The organism is Corynebacterium sp. HMSC061H03 (genome assembly GCF_001838215.1).
In the GTDB taxonomy this organism is placed as follows: domain Bacteria; phylum Actinomycetota; class Actinomycetes; order Mycobacteriales; family Mycobacteriaceae; genus Corynebacterium; species Corynebacterium jeikeium_D.
Genome location: NZ_KV836048.1, coordinates 120,732 through 138,000 on the forward strand (window position 1 = coordinate 120,732; position 17,269 = coordinate 138,000).

The following is a 17,269-nucleotide window of genomic DNA, read 5'->3' on the forward strand; positions in this document are numbered from 1 at the left end:
ACCCCCGAAACAGATTTCTAGGACAAACTTAAATCTCTATTGGAAACATGTTGTGACCTCAGGGAGGGGTGTGTACTTCAAGCTGTCTGAAAGGCATCCGGGGGTAAAAGTATGACCTAGGAAACAAAACTTGTTGTGAAGTGACTGTGGTCACATTAACCTTTCCGTCAAGAAAGTTAATAGTCATTAACGGAAAGTATTTCGCCCATGACTCACGCCCCAGCATTGACCAACCGACAGCGCCACGAAGAGCTCGTCGCAGAGCTCAAAGAGTTGCTCAGCACGACAGCACGCGGTGGTTCCGAACGTGCCCGTGCTCGCCATATTTCCCGCGGTAAGCTGCTGCCACGTCAGCGCATCAACCAACTGCTTGACCCCGGCAGCCCTTTCCTTGAGGTCGCACCTCTAGCGGCCCACGAAATGTATGGCGGCAAGGTTCCGGCTGCTGGCGTCATCGCCGGCATTGGCATCATCGAAGGTCGTCGCTGCCTGGTTGTAGCCAATGACGCAACCGTTTCCGGCGGAACGTACTACCCGTTGACTGTCAAGAAGCACCTGCGCGCACAGGAGATTGCCAGCCTTAACCACTTGCCGTGCATTTACCTGGTCGACTCCGGCGGGGCCATGCTTCTCAACCAGGATGAAGTTTTCCCTGATCGCGATCATTTCGGTCGCATTTTCTACAACCAGGCCAACCTCTCCGCTCGCGGGATTCCGCAGATTGCCGCCGTGATGGGATCCTGTACCGCCGGGGGCGCATACGTGCCGGCGATGAGCGATGAAGCGGTCATTGTGAAAAACCAGGGCACCATCTTCCTGGCAGGCCCACCACTGGTTAAGGCTGCAACTGGTGAAGATGTCACACCAGAGGAACTCGGTGGCGGCGAACTGCACTCCAAGACCTCCGGCGTTACTGACCATCTCGCAGTTAACGATGCCGACGCACTGCGTCGTGTCCGCGATATCGTCGCAACGCTCCCCAAGGACCCGGAAGTTCCGTGGGACACAGAGCCCACCGTCGCGCCGACTCGCAACCAGACCGATCTTTACGATGTCGTCCCCGTCGATGCCAAAGTGCCTTACGACGTTCACGAGGTCATTGAAATTATTGTGGATGGAGGCCAATACCAGGAGTTCAAGGCCGAATTTGGTACGACCCTGGTCACTACTTTTGCCCGCATTCACGGGCACCGCGTCGGCATTATCGCCAACAACGGCATTCTCTTCGCGGAATCTGCACAGAAGGGCGCGCACTTCATCGAGCTGTGTGATCAGCGCGGCATCCCACTGGTATTCCTGCAGAACACCACGGGCTTCATGGTTGGTCGCGAATACGAGGCCGGCGGTATTGCAAAGCACGGCGCCAAGATGGTCAACGCCGTGGCTACCACCCGCGTGCCCAAGTTCACTGTAGTCATCGGTGGCGCCTTCGGCGCCGGCAACTACTCCATGTGCGGTCGCGCATATTCGCCGCGCTTCCTTTGGATGTGGCCGAATGCTCGCATTTCCGTCATGGGCGGTCCACAGGCGGCGATGACGCTTTCGACGGTTCGTCGCAACCAGATTGAACGCTCAGGTGAGAGCTGGTCGCAGGAAGAGCAGGAGGAGTTTGAAACTCCGATTCGCGAGCAGTTTGAGCGTCAGTCGCACTGCTATTACTCATCGGCTCGCCTGTGGGATGACGGTGTCATCGACCCCGCAGATACCCGCCGAATTCTTGGCATGGCCCTCGACGTGGCAAGTGGTGCACCCCTGGATGAACGGGGCTTCGGCGTCTTCCGCATGTAGTAACCAGCTAAAAACTCTCGACACCGCATTTTCTGAAAGGAAACACAGGGCACATGACAGCGCACAACACGCAGCCCCACGCAGCTGGCGGCAGCCTGAGTACCGTATTGGTCGCAAACCGTGGGGAGATTGCCTGCCGCATTATCCGAACCCTTCGTGACAACGGAATTCGCTCCGTCGCGGTCTACTCGGATGCCGATGCCGACGCCCCTCACGTACGCATGGCGGATATGGCCATCCACATTGGCCCATCTCCGGCACGCGAGTCCTACCTGGTCATCGACAAGATTATCGATGCCGCTCGCCGCTGCGACGCGGACGGAATCCACCCCGGTTACGGCTTTCTCTCTGAAAACGCTGACTTCGCGACCGCCTGTGAGGAAGCAGGTATTGAATTCATCGGCCCACCGGCCAGCGCCATCAACACCATGGGTGACAAAATCTCCGCCCGCGCTGCCGTCGAAGCCCGCGATGTTCCCACCGTGCCGGGTCTGTCTCGCCCAGGGCTTAGCGACGAGGACCTCATTGAGGCAGCCCCATCGATTGGCTTCCCAGTTCTGATTAAGCCATCGGCAGGCGGTGGCGGTAAGGGTATGCACCGCGTGGAAAACGCTGCTGACCTGCCGGCAGCGCTCGCAACGGCTCGTCGTGAAGCGGCGGGTGCCTTCGGCGATGACTCCCTGTTCATCGAGCACTTCGTCGACACCCCGCGGCATATCGAGGTACAGATCCTCGCAGACAAACACGGCAATGTGATCCACCTGGGCGAGCGTGAGTGCTCGCTGCAACGACGCCATCAGAAGGTCATCGAGGAAGCGCCGAGCCCCCTGCTGGATGAGGAAACGCGCAGCGCAATCGGTGAAGCGGCCTGCGACGCGGCCCGCTCGGTCGGCTATGTCGGCGCGGGCACGGTGGAGTTTATTGTGCCGGCGAAGGACCCGTCGTCGTTCTTCTTCATGGAGATGAACACGCGCCTCCAGGTCGAGCATCCAGTAACTGAGCAGGTCACCGGCCTGGATCTGGTGGCACTGCAGGTTGACATTGCCTCGGGACGACCACTGCCGGTTGCTCAGGAAGATGTAACTCTCACCGGTCACTCGATTGAAGCTCGCGTGTATGCCGAAGACCCAGCGGCGGGATTCTTGCCCACCGGTGGCACGGTCACACGTGTCGTCGAGCCGAGTGGGGCGGGAATCCGGGTGGATTCCGGCATTGTCGACGGTTCCGAGGTCTCATCCCTCTATGACCCGATGTTGATGAAGATCATCTCCCATGGGGAAAACCGTGAGCAGGCGCGCGAGCGGCTGGACCGGGCGCTCGGAGACACCGTTGTCGCAGGTGTCGGTGTCAATATCGACTTTTGTCGCTACCTGCTGAACGTCCCAGAGGTTCGCGTCGGCGATCTTGATACCGGTCTGCTCGACCGTGTGGCGGAAGGCTTCGCCACCTCCGAAACACCGGACGATGTCTACCTCGCCGCTGCGATGGACTGGCTGACTTCTCGCTTTGAAGAGGCCACCGACTCGCCGTGGCTGACCCCGGACGGCTGGCGCGCCAGTACCCCTGCCGCGCAGCGCATCCGCTTCGGAACGGGGGAGGACTCGCGTCTGATCTCGATTGTGGGCACGCCGTCGAGCGCCGACGTCATCGTCGGTGATGTGGTCGCGGGCCTGTCCGCCGAGGCGGAGAACGAAGAGATCGACGTTCCAGAACCGCGAAACTACAAGGTTTCGGTCTATCGGGATGGGGAACATCTGCGCATCGTCCGCGACGGTGTCGCACAGCACTTCCTGGTCGAGACCATCGACAATGCGGGGGCTGCGAACCATGAAGAATACGTCGTCGCCGGCGCTCACGGCACGTGGGTGCTGCCTCGCACCGAGGTAGTCACCACCGGAGCCGAAGCCGATGCCGGAGGCTCGGGAGTCATCCAAGCTCCGATGCCCGGCGCGATTATCGCGTTGGCGGTGGAGGAGGGAACCCGCGTCGAAGTTGGTGATGCTCTGTTGGTCATGGAGGCCATGAAGATGGAGCACACTCTCACCGCTGAAATTGCGGGTGAGGTCAGCTTCACCGTCGCGCCGGGCGATCAGGTCACCGGTGACCAGCAACTGGCGGTCATCACTGTGGCCGAAGCCGAGGAATAAAAACCCACACGAAACGCACCAACCAGGTCTAACGCCAATCAAGTCCCACACCTACAAAATCTTTTAAGGAGCACTCATCATGTCCGAAAGCACCAAGATTGCAACCGCCATCCTCGACGACGAATACGTGGAACTGCAGAAAGTAGTTCGCGAATTTGCCAACGAAGTTGTCGACCCGGTTTCCGCCGAGCACGACCGCAACCACACTTTCCCGTACGAGGTTGTCTCGCAGATGGGCGAAATGGGCCTGTTCGGTCTGCCATTCCCCGAGGAAGTCGGTGGCATGGGCGGTGACTACCTGTCCTTCGGTATCGCCCTGGAGGAGCTGGCTAAAGTCGATCAGTCGGTCGCTATCACCCTGGAAGCCGGCGTTGGTTTGGGCGCCATGCCAATCTTCCACTTCGGCAATGACAGGCAGAAGGAGACCTACCTGCCCGAGCTGACTGCTGGTAAGAAGCTCGCTGGCTTTGGTCTCACCGAGCCGGATGCAGGTTCCGACGCCGGCGCCACCCGCACCACAGCCCGTGAAGACGGCGATGATTTCGTCATCAACGGCGCCAAGCAGTTCATCACCAACTCCGGCACGGATATTACTTCGCTGGTTACTGTCACCGCAGTCACCGGCCAGAAGGAAGATGGCAAGAAGGAGATTTCTACCATCATCGTGCCGAGTGGCACGGAGGGCTTTGTCGCGGAACCGGCTTACGACAAGGTCGGTTGGAATGCCTCCGACACCCACCCACTGACCTTCACCGATGTTCGCGTCCCGCAGGAGAACCTGCTGGGCACCCGTGGTCGCGGCTTCGCTAACTTCCTGTCCATCTTGGCCGAGGGGCGTGTCGCAATCGCAGCGCTTGCCACCGGTGCTGCGCAGGGTTGTGTTGATGAGTCGGTTCGCTACGCCAAGGAGCGCCACTCCATGGGCCGTGCGATTGGTGAGTACCAGGCCGTTTCCTTCAAGATCGCACGAATGGAAGCGCGTGCGCATGCCGCACGGATGGCGTGGTACGACGCAGCCGCAAAGATGGCCGCGGGCGCAGAGTTCCGTCGTGAAGCGTACATCGCCAAGATGATTGCCTCCGAGGCTGCGATGGACAACGCGCGCGACGCGACGCAGATTTTCGGCGGCTACGGATTCATGAACGAGTACCGCGTGGCACGCCACTACCGCGACTCCAAGATCCTGGAGATCGGCGAGGGCACCACAGAAGTGCAGCTCATGCTGATCGCGCGTGGATTGGGGCTGTAAAAATGGCTGACAACAACGCAACCGACGTCACCCGCGACGTCGTGCAGCGCGGACTGTGGTTCGAAGAGTACGAGGTTGGCGCGCGTTACCTGCACCGTCCGGGGCGAACCGTCACTGAAACCGATGACGTCCTCTTCACGACGCTGACCATGAACACCCAGCCATTGCATCTGGATGCGCACTGGTCGAGCCAGCAGCCGGGATTCGGAGGCGAGCGCCTGGTCAATTCGATGTGGACGCTGTCGACGGTTGTCGGGCTGTCTGTCGGGCAGCTCACGCTCGGCACCATCGTCGCCAACCTCGGCTTTACCGAAGTGGCGTTTCCCGCACCGATGTTCCACGGCGACACCCTGTACGCAGAGACCGTCTGCCGTAACAAACGCCTGTCCAAGTCCCGCCCCAACCAGGGCATTGTCGAGCTCGAGCACATCGGACGCAACCAGGACGGCACCGTCGTCTGCCGCGCAGTCCGTTCCACGCTCGTCCAATGCGCACCGATTTCGCTTGACGACGGCTCCGAGAACGCAGCTTCAGCGGGGAAGTGAGTGACCCATGTCTACGCATAACTCCTGGCAGCCGCTGGGCCCTGCAATTCTGTTTGCGCCAGCCGACCGGCCGGAACGGTTCGCTAAAGCTGCTGACCGTGCCGACATGGTGATCCTGGACCTGGAGGACGGCTGTCGCGCTGAAAACCGTGAGGCTGCCCGCGAGGCTATCGTCTCCTGTGACCTCGATCCGGCCCGCACCATTGTGCGTGTCAATCCACCGGAGGTTGAGGACTACGCAGCGGATATTGACATGCTGCGTGGCACCGCTTTCCGCCAGGTGATGCTGCCCAAGGCCTCCTCGGCGCAGCAAGTGGATGAGTTGGTAGCGGCACTGGGGGAGAAGACCCAGATCATTGCCCTCATCGAAACTCCGCTTGGGGTCATGCGCGCCGAAGAGCTGGCGCAGGCCGATGGCGTCGTTGCGCTGTTCTGGGGCGCAGAGGACCTGGTGGCGGGCTTGGCGGGAACGTCATCACGCTTTAGCGAAGCAGAGGCTGCACTCGCGCCGGGCCGTATCCATGCGGGCAGCTACCGCAGTGTGGCGGCACATACCCGCAGCCACGTTCACCTGGCGGCAGCGGCGCACGGTAAGGCCAGTCTGGATTCCATCTACGTCAATATCTCCGACGCGGATGGGCTAGCTGCGGAGGCAGCCGATGCCGCTGCGTTGGGATTCGCTGCCACCGTCTGTATCCACCCAGGTCAGGTCCCGACAATCCGCCAGGCTTATCGCCCCAGCGACGAGGAGATTGACTGGGCGCGTCGGCTCTTGGCGGAAGCGGAAAAGAACACCGGTGCCTTCAGTTTTGACGGCCAGATGGTGGATGCGCCGCTCTTCCGTCAAGCAGAAGCCATTGCTCGGCGAGCCGCTGTAACCGGTTAGTCCCACGGCCGGTAACTACCACTGATTTATCCCCCCCCTAAAGAACACATTTCCCCTCACACACTCCGCACTATGCGGAGTCACTTAAACCAAGGAGATCTCCCCATGACCGCGACATTGAAGAACCACGCAGAACAGCGCACTGCTGATCCTTCGAAGCTGCCGGAGGGCTTCACCACTGTGCCGGCACCATACGGCAAGGATGTTGTCGATGCCGATGGCAACAAGATGAGCCACGTGTTCGGCGCCGGTGTCGAGCAAGGTGCCGCTCCACTTCGCGATGAGACTCTCGGTGAGAACCTGCGTGCGATTGTGGAGAAATTCCCGTCCCGCGACGCCGTCGTTGACGTCTACGCGGATGTCTCCTTTACCTTTGAGCGTTTCTACAACCGAGTTCTGCGTCTGGCCAGCGCTTTCATCCGTGAGGGCTACCGTCCAGGAGATCGTATCGGCATTTGGTCCACCAACCGCTGGGAGTGGACCGTGGTGCAGTACGCGTGCCACCACATCGGCCTGGTGCTGGTTAACATCAACCCGGCTTACCGCCAGCACGAGCTGAACTACGTGTTGGAAAAGGCAGGTGTGCGTATGGTGTTTGCCGCCCGCCGCTACAAGGACTCCGATTACCGAACCATGCTGATCGAGGCCTCCAAGCAGCGCGGTGTGCGCCTCGATAAGGTCATCTACTTTGGCTCCTCCGAGTGGTACGAGCACATGCACAGCGAAATCGATGACCTGAGCGAGTACACCTCCCAGCTGAAGCCGGATGATCCGATCAACATCCAGTTCACGTCGGGCACGACAGGCTTTCCCAAGGGCGCTACCCTGACGCACCGCAACCTGCTGAACAATGGTTACTTCATCGGTGAGCTGTTGGGCTACACCGAGGCCGACCGCATCTGTGTGCCGGTGCCGTTCTTCCACACCTTCGGCATGGTGATTGGCACCTTCGCCGCCTTCACCCACGGTGCCGCTATTGTCATTCCGGCTCCGTCGTTTAAGGCGCGTGAAACGCTCAAGGCTGTGCACTCGGCTAAGGCCACCAGCCTCTACGGCGTGCCGACGATGTTCATCAATGAGCTTGAAGAAGCCCACGACCAGGAGGAATACGGCTCCCCTTACGACCTGTCGCTGCTGCGCACAGGTGTGATGGCAGGTACCTCGTGCCCGTCGAAGACCATGCGTGATGTGATGGACAAGCTCAATATGCGTGAGATTGCCATCTGTTACGGCATGACCGAGACTTCGCCGGTGTCCTTCCAGACCCGCGCGGATTCCCCGCTGGAAAAGCGCGTCAACACCGTCGGGCAGATCATGCCGCACCTGGAAGCCCGCATCATCTGTGAAGAAACCGGCGAGACCCTACCACGAGGCGAACAGGGCGAGGTTGTCGTCCGTGGATACTCCGTTATGAAGGAGTACTGGGAGCACCCGGAAAAGACCGCCGAGGCCATCGATGCCGACGGCTGGATGCACACCGGCGACCTGGGCGTGCTTGACGACGAGGGCTACCTGTCCATCACCGGACGTATCAAGGACATGCTCATCCGCGGTGGTGAGAACATCTACCCGCGTGAGATTGAAGAGTTCCTGTTCACCCACCCGGCTGTTGTCGATGCACAGGTCATCGGCGTGCCGGATGACAAGTATGGCGAAGAAATCATGGCATGGGTAATTCTGCACGACGATGTGGAAGACCTCACCGCCGAGGATGTGGCGGCGTTTGCCCACGGCAAGCTGTCGCGTCACAAGATTCCGCGCTACGTTCACGTCGTCGAGGAGTTCCCGATGACCGCGTCGGGCAAGGTTCGCAAGGTTGAGATGCGTGAGATGGCTCCGCGAATCCTGGGCTGGGTGTAGAACAATGTCAAAAACAACTGATCAGACCGGTCGCGAGCTTGTCGCAGGCCTCGTCACTGATGGAATGACCCTGGCAGTTGGCGGCTTTGGCCTGTGTGGTGTGCCATATACCCTCATCGAGGGCGTGCGCGACTCCGGGGCAAAAGACCTCACCATCGTGTCCAACAACATGGGCATTGACGGTACTGGGCTCGGCATTCTGCTGGAGAACAAGCAGGTGGCAAAGGTAGTGGCCTCCTACGTCGGCGAGAACAAGGAGTTTGCTCGCCAGTACCTCGAAGGAGAAATCGAGGTGGAGTTCACCCCTCAGGGCACTCTGGCAGAGCGTCTTCGCGCAGGTGGCGCAGGTATTCCCGCATTCTACACCGCAACCGGCGTCGGTACGCTCGTTGCAGAGGGCAAGCCCCACGCCGACTTCGACGGACAGACCTACGTGCAGGAGCGTGGCATCGTTGCCGACATCGGCCTGGTGCACGCCTACCACGGCGATATTGACGGCAACCTTGTCTATCGCCGGACCGCGCAGAACTTCAACCCGCTGTGCGCAGCATCCGGCAAGGTGACCGTTGCAGAGGTGGAGTACTTGCTTGGCCGCGGCGAGATCGACCCGGATCTGGTGATGACTCCGGGTGTGTATATCCAGCACATCGTTCGCGGTGACGGACGCGAGAAGCTCATTGAAAAGCGCACAACTCGGCCACGCAATACCGATTCCAGCCACGATGCCGGTGACGCGGCAGCAGGGGAGGAGATTTAAATGGCACCTGCGAAGACAATTATGGACAAGGGCTGGAGCCGTGACGAGATGGCACAGCAAGCCGCTGAAGAGCTGCGCGATGGCGACTATGTGAATCTGGGTATCGGCATTCCGACACTGGTGGCAAACCATATTCCCGAAGGCGTGCGCGTTCTGCTGCAGAGTGAAAACGGAATTCTGGGAATGGGTGCCTTCCCATATGAAGGCGAAGAGGATGCTGACCTCATCAATGCGGGGAAGCAGACCGTGACATTGGTGCCGGGCGCGGCAATCTTCGACTCCGCCACCAGTTTCGGCATGATTCGCGGCGGTGCCGTGAAAATGGCCGTGTTGGGTGCGATGGAGGTGAGCCAGTGCGGTGACCTGGCCAATTGGATGATTCCGGGAAAGATGGTCAAGGGCATGGGCGGTGCGATGGACTTGGTCGCCGGTACCCCTCGAGTGGTGGTTTTGACCGATCATGTTTCCAAAGATGGCAAACCAAAATTGGTAAAAGCCTGCGAACTGCCCCTCACAGGTGCAAAAGTAGTGAAAAGGATTATTAGCAACCTGGGAAGCTTCGATGTCGCTGATGATCACCTGGTGCTACGCAGGCTGGCACCTGGGGTGACGCTGGCAGATATCGAGGCCAACACCGAAGCCGCATACGTGGTTGACCTCGAGAATTAAATACGCAGCAATCATGGTCAGTCCACACTCATCAGTTTTGACTTAGGAGAATCCATCCATGAGTAACCTTCCAGCTCCCAGCCCGAATGATGTCGTTATCCTCGCTGGTGCCCGCACCCCGCAGGGCAAGCTGCTCGGTCAGCTGGCACCGCTTACTTCCGTCGAACTTGGCGCTCATGCTGTCAAGCACGCTGTCCAGCGTTCCGGCGTTGCCCCGGAAGAGGTTCAGCACGTCGTTCTGGGCCAGGTGATTCTCGCAGGTGCTGGCCAGAACCCGGCTCGACAGGTCGCCATTAAGGCAGGTCTGCCATGGAATACGACTGCTGAGATCGTTAACAAGGTCTGCCTCTCGGGCCTAAACGCTGTCATTCACGCCGCTCGCTTGATTCGTCTCGGTGATGCAGACGTCGTTGTTGCAGGTGGTCAGGAGTCCATGACGCACGCTCCGCACGTTGCACGCGGTGTTCGTCAGGGCAAGTCCTTCGGTGCGCTGAAGCTGGAGGACACCTTGGAGCGCGACGGTCTGGTCGACTCCTTCGATGGTGTGTCCATGGGTACGCTTACCGACGGTCCGAACAGCGACCTCGGCATTAGCCGCGAGCAGCAGGACGAGGTTGCGGCCGCTTCTCACCAGCGTGCGGCTAAGGCGCAGGAAGACGGTATTTTCGCGCAGGAAATCGCTCCAATCGAGATTCCGCAGCGCAAGGGTGACCCGGTAGTTGTCGACACCGACCAGGGCATTCGCCCAGAGGCCACGGTGGAGACCCTGGCTAAGCTGCGTCCGGTCTTCCTGAAGGAAAACGGCACCATCACTGCCGGTAACTCCTCGCCGATTTCCGACGGTGCCGCAGCAGTTGTGCTGGCATCGCGTGCTTACGCAGAAAAGCACGGCCTGGACTACCTCGCAGTTGTGGGCAAGGCTGGCCAGACCGCAGGTCCGGATAACTCCCTGCACGCTCAGCCTGCGGACTCTTTGAAGGAGGCCCTGCGTCGCGCTGAGTGGGACGCGCAGGAGCTCGACTTCATCGAGATCAACGAGGCATTTGGTGCGGTGGCCGTCAAGTCCCTGCGTGAGCTGGACTACCCGCTGGAGAAGACCAACATCCACGGTGGCGCGATTGCCCTCGGCCATCCGATTGGCTGCTCTGGTGCCCGCCTGACTCTGACCGCTGCGATGGAGCTGAACCGTCGCGGTTCGGGTCGCGCTGGTGTGTCCCTGTGCGGTGGCGGCGGTCAGGGCGATGCGCTGCTGCTGTACCGCGACTAATCGCCAAAGGCTGAAAACTCAGCAAGCCCGCGTTGTGGTTTCCCCTCTATGGATGCCACAACGCGGGTTTTGTTGTCTCCTGGGGGAGCCCCTGCGCGAAGGTGATTCGAGTTTTCAATTAGGTTAGGAGCTATGACAGGCTTTAGCTCCCTCGATGGTGAACAGACCTTCCCTTGGCTTCCCTCTGGCCCGGCGCTACTCTTCGCCCCGGCTGACCGTCCGGAACGTTTCCAGAAAGCTGCTGAACGATCGGACATGGTCATCATTGACCTGGAAGACGGCGCTGCCGTTGACAATCACGAGCAGGCACGTGCGAACATCATCAACAATCCGCTCGACCCGGAGACGACTATTCTTCGGATCACCGGTCCCGGGACTCCGACCTTCGCGGAGGATGTCGCCTTTGCCCGTACATGTGACTACGACATCGTCATGGTGCCCAAGATTCGAGACTCCATCCCCGCAGAGCTCGAAGGGTTGAAGATCATCGCGATGATTGAAACCCCGCAGGCCATGATTAATATCCAGCAGATTGCCATGCACCCGGACGTTGTGGGTCTGTTCTGGGGCGCCGAAGACCTGACCGCCGAACTCGGTGGCGTGTCCTCGCGCCAGAGTGTGGATGAAAACCCTCGTCGCCACTACCGCGATCCGCAGCGATTGGCTCGTGCACTCGTTCAGGTGCATGCAGCTGCGGCGGGTATTGCCGCCATTGATGCCGTTCATACTGACTTTCGCGATGAGCGCGGCCAGTACCTAGAGGCTCTCGATGCCGTGGGCTGTGGTTTCCTGGCTACGGCCTGCATCCACCCGGCGATGGTGCCGCCGGTGCGCAAGGCATATAAGCCGTCGGAAGCAACGCTCGCCCGCGCCCGGAAGATTGTCGATCACGCAGGTACGCACACTGGCGCCTTTCAGCTCGATGGCGAGATGATTGACGCGCCCGTCGTAAAGCAGGCGGTGGCAGCGCTCGCGCGTGCGGGAATTACGGAGTAACTAGCGGCGGGATTTCGCCAGGTTCTCGGTGACCTTCCGATCGATGCGGCCGAAGTTGTAGTACGCCGCACAAGCGCCTTCGGGGGAGACCATGCAGGTGCCGATGGGGGTCGCCGGGGTGCAGGCGGTGCCGAAGACCGCGCACTGCCAGGGCTTGATGTGGCCGGTGAGCACAGAGCCGCATTCGCAGGTCACGGGATCTGGGATACGGCGCCCCGGCACCTGGAAACGGCGCTCGGCGTCGAATGCCGCGTATTCCTCAGAGATGCCGAGGCCGGAGTTTTCAATCCAGCCGAGGCCACGCCACTCGAAGGTGTCGCGGAGGGAAAAGACGCGGTCCATAAGTTTCTGCGCGGTGGTGTTGCCGGAGGAGCGAACGACGCGCGCGTACTGGTTGTCCACCCGCGACTTACCGGCAGCAACGTCGCCGCTGACGAATTGATCCAGCAGCATGACGACGGCCTGGAGCACATCCAATGGCTCAAAACCGGTGACCGCCACTGGCAGATTAAACTCGCGCGGCAGGAACTCAAAGGCGTCCGTGCCGGTGGTTGTAGCCACGTGACCTGGGCCGATGAAACCATCGACCTTGGTTTCGCCGCCGTTGACGATGGCGCGCAGTGGCGGCTCGATGAGTACGTGGTTGGAAAATACGGAGAAGTTTTCCACTCCCTGCCGGCGCGCGGCCTCAATGGTCACGGCAGTCGACGGGGCAGTTGTCTCAAACCCAACGGCGAAGAAAACGACCTGCTTATCGGGGTTATCGGTGGCGATCTTCAGCGCGTCGAGAGGCGAGTAGACAAAGCGCACATCGGCGCCGCGCGCACGTGCCTGCATCAGCGACGTTTCGGACCCCGGCACGCGCATCATGTCGCCGAAGGTCGTGAAAATGACGTCTTCCTGCTGTGCCAGCCAAATGGCATCGTCGACGCGACCCATGGGGATGACGCAGACGGGGCAGCCGGGTCCGTGGATCAGCTCGATGTTTTCGGGTAGGAGGTTTTCCAAGCCGTAGCGGTAAATGGTGTGCGTGTGCCCGCCACAGACTTCCATCAGTGCGATGGGCTTTTCCAGCTTGGTGGCCTCGCGTTCAATGCGTGCGAGCAGCTTCTTCGCAGCGGCGGGATCGCGGAATTCGTCAACGTATTTCATGGTGCCGTCCAGCCCCTCAGTTGATCTGTGACGATGAGAAGGATTCCAGCTCATCCTCGTAAGTGTCGCCGCCTAGCTGTTTGATTTGCTGGAGCGAGAGTCTGGCCTCTTCCTCGTCGATCTTGCTCATGGCGAAACCGACATGTACGAGAACCCAGTCACCGGCGGTGAGGTTCTCGTCAACAAGTAAATCGGTGGAAATCATGCGTGCGACGCCACCAATCTCCACTGTTGCACGGGCAGCATCGTGGACTTCTGTGATGACAGCAGGGACACCAAGACACATACGCTTCTCCTCGTTTGCAATACTTATCGAGACTACCATCAGAGGCAGCGAGCCTCGTTTTCGAAGGACGAGTGACGCAAGCAGTTTTGTCCGCCACCAGCTGTGAAGTTAGGGATAGTGAGCATGCAGCCGAAGAATCGTCTGAACACCAACGAAGCCAAGGTAAACACCAATATTGGTCGCGTTCGGGCACGTCCGTTCAGGCTTCTCGACGACTACGTCACCTTGCAACACGGCTCCGGTGGAAAGGCATCCGCAGCTCTGGTTGAACAGGTCTTTTTCGACGCCTATGGCAATGAAATTCTAGGGCAGGGTGGCGACTCCGGGCTCTTCGCTGCCGATGCCGTCGTCGAAGCTGCGGCAGCTTCTGCACATGGCGGGGCGCGGCTGGCAATGTCCACCGACTCCTATGTGGTCAATCCCATCGAGTTCCCGGGCGGCAACATCGGCGATTTGGCCGTCAACGGCACGATCAACGATCTGGCGGTAGCCGGAGCCAGGCCCCTGGCGCTGACCGCATCGTTCATTCTGGAAGAGGGGCTGGAGATCGCGACTCTGCGCCGCATTGTGGCGAGTATGCGCACCGCTGCCGATGCCGCAGGGGTGAGCATCGTCGCCGGCGACACCAAGGTTGTGCCGAAGGCCGCAGGTGACCAGGTCTACATCACCACGGCCGGGGTGGGCGTGGTCCGCGGCGACTACGCCGGTGCCGCTACGAAAGGATCTGTCTACGCAAACATCGAGGCTGGAGACCGCATCCTCGTCTCCGGTCCAATCGCCGATCACGGCATGGCCGTCATGCTCGCCCGCGGCGACTTGGCTCTGGCCGCGCCTATTGAGTCCGATACCCGCGCTGTCAACGGTCTGGTCGAAGCGCTACTTGAAGCTGCACCCGGCACTCGCTGGATGCGCGATGCCACCCGCGGCGGCCTCGGCACGGTCGCCAACGAGCTCGCCCGTGGCACCGGTCTTGGTGTCGTGTTTGACGACGAATCCATTGCAGTCCGTGAAATGACCCGTGGCGCCTGTGACATGCTCGGCATCGATCCGCTCTACGTCGCCAATGAAGGCACCTTCGTCGCCGTTGTCCCCGCCGAGCAATCCGAGGCAGCGCTCAGTGCACTCCACGCAGCCGGGGCTTCCGAGGCTTGTGATATCGGCTCCATCGAGGACGAGCCCGCCGCTTCCGTGGTACTGGTCACCGGATTCGGTGGCACCCGCATGGTGGACATGTTGGTCGGCGACCCGCTGCCGCGCATCTGCTAGACATCCATGCCCGTTGCCGCCAGCAGGCGGCCGGCCACCGCCTGACCAAGACTCAATCCGCCATCGCCCGGCGGCACAATTTGATGCTGCAACAGAGTAATGCCCTCAGCTGCAACTTCGCGCCGCAGCAGCTCCATCAACAGCGCATTATTCGCGCAACCCCCGCTGACGCCGACAACATCGGTGCCGGCTTCCTCCGCAGCCTGCACCAATCGCTTGCCGACGACACCCGCGACCCCACAGTGAAACACAAATGCGGCCTGCTCAGCGTCGGGCGATGCTACCGCCTCCCGGATAACCTCCTGGAGGGGCACTGGTCTGGTCTCTGAACTGACCGCTTCAAGCGCTTCCGCATGTGACCTCACGTAGCGAGTCGCCGCTGCCTCCAACTCCATGGCCGCTTGCGCCTCGTAGCTGATGGCCCCGCCACCGCGCCAGCGAGGAAGCAGCAGAGCTGCGGCGGCATCGAATATGCGGCCGAGAGATGAAGTTTGCACTGTGCCAACTCCCGTCGCCAACTGGCTTTCAACCAGGGTTACTTCGCGCTCGTTTGAGAGGTTGCGCAGGAGGTGGTCGTCGTCAAGCTCCCACTCGTGCGCGAGACCGAGGGCGAGCCGCCACGGGTGCGTGACGGCGCGATCTCCACCGACCAACGGGAAAGTGGGGCAGTGCCAGGTGCGTTCCCAGTTTGCGGAACTGCGACTGAGCGTGAGAACCTCGCCGCCCCAGATAGACCCATCGGTGCCATAGCCGGTGCCGTCGAGGGTGGCGACGACGGCGCGACCCGCATTGGGGGAGAGAAGACGGTGCTCCGCGAGTAGGGAGAGCGCGTGTGCGAAGTGGTGTTGAACCGAGAGGAGGTCGATGTCGTGCTCGGCGGCGAAGCGTTCGGCGAAGGCGGTCGTGGCGTAGCCCGGATGAAGATCGCAGACAGCAAGGTCCGGGGTCACATCGCGCATGGAAAGGAGCTGGTCAACTGCCCTCTGGTAGGCCGTTTGGCTGGCCCACGAACCCATGTCGCCAATGTGCGCGGAGACGTGAACGAGGTCCCCATGCGCGATAGCGAAAGTGTTCTTCAGCTCCCCGCCAGTCGCGAAAATGGTGGGTTGGGACGTGCTCCGGGCGCTGGTGCCAGTGGCGGGGTCAGGGCCAGTGTGTCTACGAGAACCGGTGGACGTGATTGAAACGGGGATGGGAGCGAAGCCACGGGACCGGCGCGATGGGGAGGTGCCGATGAAAACCGAATCTTCAACGGGTACGTGGATTTCGCGGTCGTGGAGGATGAAAGCGTCGGCGATGTGACCGAGCTTCTTCAGCGCGTCGGCATTGTCGGTACACACGGGCTCGCCACTGAGGTTGCCGCTGGTGACCACGAGTGGGCGATCGCAAAGCAACAGGTGAATGCCTGAGTACGGAAGCATAATGCCGAAGCTGTCGAGGCCCGGTGCGATGAGATTGGAAAGCGGCCCCGACCGTTGCTTCGGTGCAATCACAATCGGCGCTTCAGGGGAGTCGAGGAAACGCTTTTCTTGCTCAGTTAACTCAACCAGTTGGGCAGCGGTGTCAACAGTGGGAGCCATTACCGCCAGCGGTTTGTCGGGTCGACGCTTGCGCATCCGTAGTTTCTCGCAGGCAGCGTCGTTGGTGGCATCGCAGACTAGGTGAAAACCACCAATACCTTTGACGGCGAGCAGGGCGCCGTCGTCAAGCAGCGCGTGTGCGCGACGAAAGAGCGCGAGAACCTCCTCGCGGGAGGTAGCGGTGGTGGTGCCGCCTGCATCGTGCCAGCTCAGATGCGGGCCGCAGTCGAAGCAGCTGATTGGCTGGGCGTGATAGCGGCGGTCGGTGGGGTCGGTGTACTCGGCCTCACACGGGGTGCACATCGGAAAGGCCGCCATAGTGGTGCGCGGGCGGTCGTAGGGCAGTTCAGTGATGATGGACAGACGCGGCCCGCAGTTGGTGCAAGAAATGAAGGGGTAGAGGTAGCGCGGGTTGGTAGGGTCGAAAAACTCACGGCGGCAGTCCGGGCACAGTGCAGTGTCGGGCGGAAGCAGCGCGCGGCCGGAGCAGCTGTGGCGAGAGGGCACGATGGTGAACTCGCGCTCATAGCCCAGTGTCGCGATGTGCTCGGCGGAGTGATTGATGATGCGGGCAAGCGCGGGCAGTTCGGTGAAAAGCTGGCTGCGGAAGGCCGCGAGGGCGTCCGACGTGCCTTCTACCTCGATGAATACGCCCTTCTCATCGTTGCCACAGAAGCCGACGAGACCCGCGCGCCGGGCGATGGTGGCGACAAAAGGGCGGAATCCGACTCCCTGGACGATACCTTCGATACGCCAGCGAATGCGTTGAATACTCGTACCCATCCCCGCCCCGGTCGTGCCTGCCTTTTCCATGCATTCAA

14 protein-coding genes are annotated in these 17,269 nt (G+C 60.8%); 11 read left to right on the forward strand and 3 right to left on the reverse strand.

Annotated features, from left to right (window positions below; all coding sequences use genetic code 11):
- Window positions 1-207: 207 nt before the first annotated feature.
- The 10 genes from HMPREF2787_RS01090 (at window position 208) to HMPREF2787_RS01135 (ending at window position 12,164) form a co-directional block, all read left to right on the forward strand.
- Window positions 208-1,788 (forward strand): carboxyl transferase domain-containing protein, encoded by a 1,581-nt coding sequence (locus HMPREF2787_RS01090; RefSeq protein WP_070603483.1) that lies wholly within the window; start codon window positions 208-210, stop codon window positions 1,786-1,788.
- 53 nt (window positions 1,789-1,841) lie between these two features.
- Window positions 1,842-3,935, forward strand: coding sequence for an acetyl-CoA carboxylase biotin carboxylase subunit (locus tag HMPREF2787_RS01095; protein WP_070438505.1), 2,094 nt, complete (start codon window positions 1,842-1,844; stop codon window positions 3,933-3,935).
- Between the two features lie 79 nt (window positions 3,936-4,014).
- A complete protein-coding gene (locus tag HMPREF2787_RS01100; RefSeq protein ID WP_070603481.1) occupies window positions 4,015-5,184 on the forward strand; it encodes an acyl-CoA dehydrogenase family protein in 1,170 nt (389 codons plus the stop codon).
- Window positions 5,185-5,186: 2 nt separating this feature from the next.
- Complete coding sequence (locus HMPREF2787_RS01105) at window positions 5,187-5,729, forward strand: MaoC family dehydratase (RefSeq protein WP_070603479.1); 543 nt, start codon at window positions 5,187-5,189, stop codon at window positions 5,727-5,729.
- A 7-nt stretch (window positions 5,730-5,736) separates the two neighbouring features.
- On the forward strand, window positions 5,737-6,615 hold the full coding sequence (locus HMPREF2787_RS01110) for an HpcH/HpaI aldolase/citrate lyase family protein (protein WP_070603476.1): 879 nt from the start codon (window positions 5,737-5,739) through the stop codon (window positions 6,613-6,615).
- 105 nt (window positions 6,616-6,720) lie between these two features.
- Window positions 6,721-8,475 (forward strand): AMP-binding protein, encoded by a 1,755-nt coding sequence (locus HMPREF2787_RS01115; RefSeq protein WP_016422174.1) that lies wholly within the window; start codon window positions 6,721-6,723, stop codon window positions 8,473-8,475.
- A 4-nt stretch (window positions 8,476-8,479) separates the two neighbouring features.
- Window positions 8,480-9,232 (forward strand): CoA transferase subunit A, encoded by a 753-nt coding sequence (locus HMPREF2787_RS01120; RefSeq protein WP_016422175.1) that lies wholly within the window; start codon window positions 8,480-8,482, stop codon window positions 9,230-9,232.
- Window positions 9,233-9,901, forward strand: a complete 669-nt coding sequence (locus tag HMPREF2787_RS01125; RefSeq protein WP_005509864.1) for a CoA transferase subunit B — start codon at window positions 9,233-9,235, stop codon at window positions 9,899-9,901.
- Between the two features lie 58 nt (window positions 9,902-9,959).
- Window positions 9,960-11,168, forward strand: coding sequence for an acetyl-CoA C-acetyltransferase (locus HMPREF2787_RS01130; RefSeq protein ID WP_049190271.1), 1,209 nt, complete (start codon window positions 9,960-9,962; stop codon window positions 11,166-11,168).
- A gap of 132 nt (window positions 11,169-11,300) precedes the next feature.
- Complete coding sequence (locus HMPREF2787_RS01135) at window positions 11,301-12,164, forward strand: HpcH/HpaI aldolase/citrate lyase family protein (RefSeq protein WP_070603473.1); 864 nt, start codon at window positions 11,301-11,303, stop codon at window positions 12,162-12,164.
- Here HMPREF2787_RS01135 and hypD read toward each other — a convergent pair whose 3' ends face one another.
- Together hypD and HMPREF2787_RS01145 are read right to left on the reverse strand one after the other, a co-directional pair.
- Window positions 12,165-13,316 carry a hydrogenase formation protein HypD gene (hypD, locus tag HMPREF2787_RS01140; protein WP_049193290.1) on the reverse strand — a complete coding sequence of 384 codons (1,152 nt, stop codon included), beginning with the start codon at window positions 13,314-13,316 and terminating at the stop codon, window positions 12,165-12,167.
- Between the two features lie 16 nt (window positions 13,317-13,332).
- On the reverse strand, window positions 13,333-13,602 hold the full coding sequence (locus tag HMPREF2787_RS01145; protein WP_049172773.1) for a HypC/HybG/HupF family hydrogenase formation chaperone: 270 nt from the start codon (window positions 13,600-13,602) through the stop codon (window positions 13,333-13,335).
- A gap of 123 nt (window positions 13,603-13,725) precedes the next feature.
- On the opposite strand from HMPREF2787_RS01145, the gene hypE reads away from it, so the two are divergent.
- Window positions 13,726-14,868, forward strand: coding sequence for a hydrogenase expression/formation protein HypE (gene hypE, locus HMPREF2787_RS01150; RefSeq protein ID WP_070858145.1), 1,143 nt, complete (start codon window positions 13,726-13,728; stop codon window positions 14,866-14,868).
- Here hypE and hypF read toward each other — a convergent pair.
- The gene (gene hypF, locus HMPREF2787_RS01155; RefSeq protein ID WP_083326613.1) at window positions 14,865-17,261 is read right to left on the reverse strand and encodes a carbamoyltransferase HypF; all 2,397 of its coding nucleotides are present in this window, start codon (window positions 17,259-17,261) and stop codon (window positions 14,865-14,867) included. The genes hypE and hypF overlap by 4 nt on opposite strands.
- Between the last annotated feature and the right edge of the window lie 8 nt (window positions 17,262-17,269).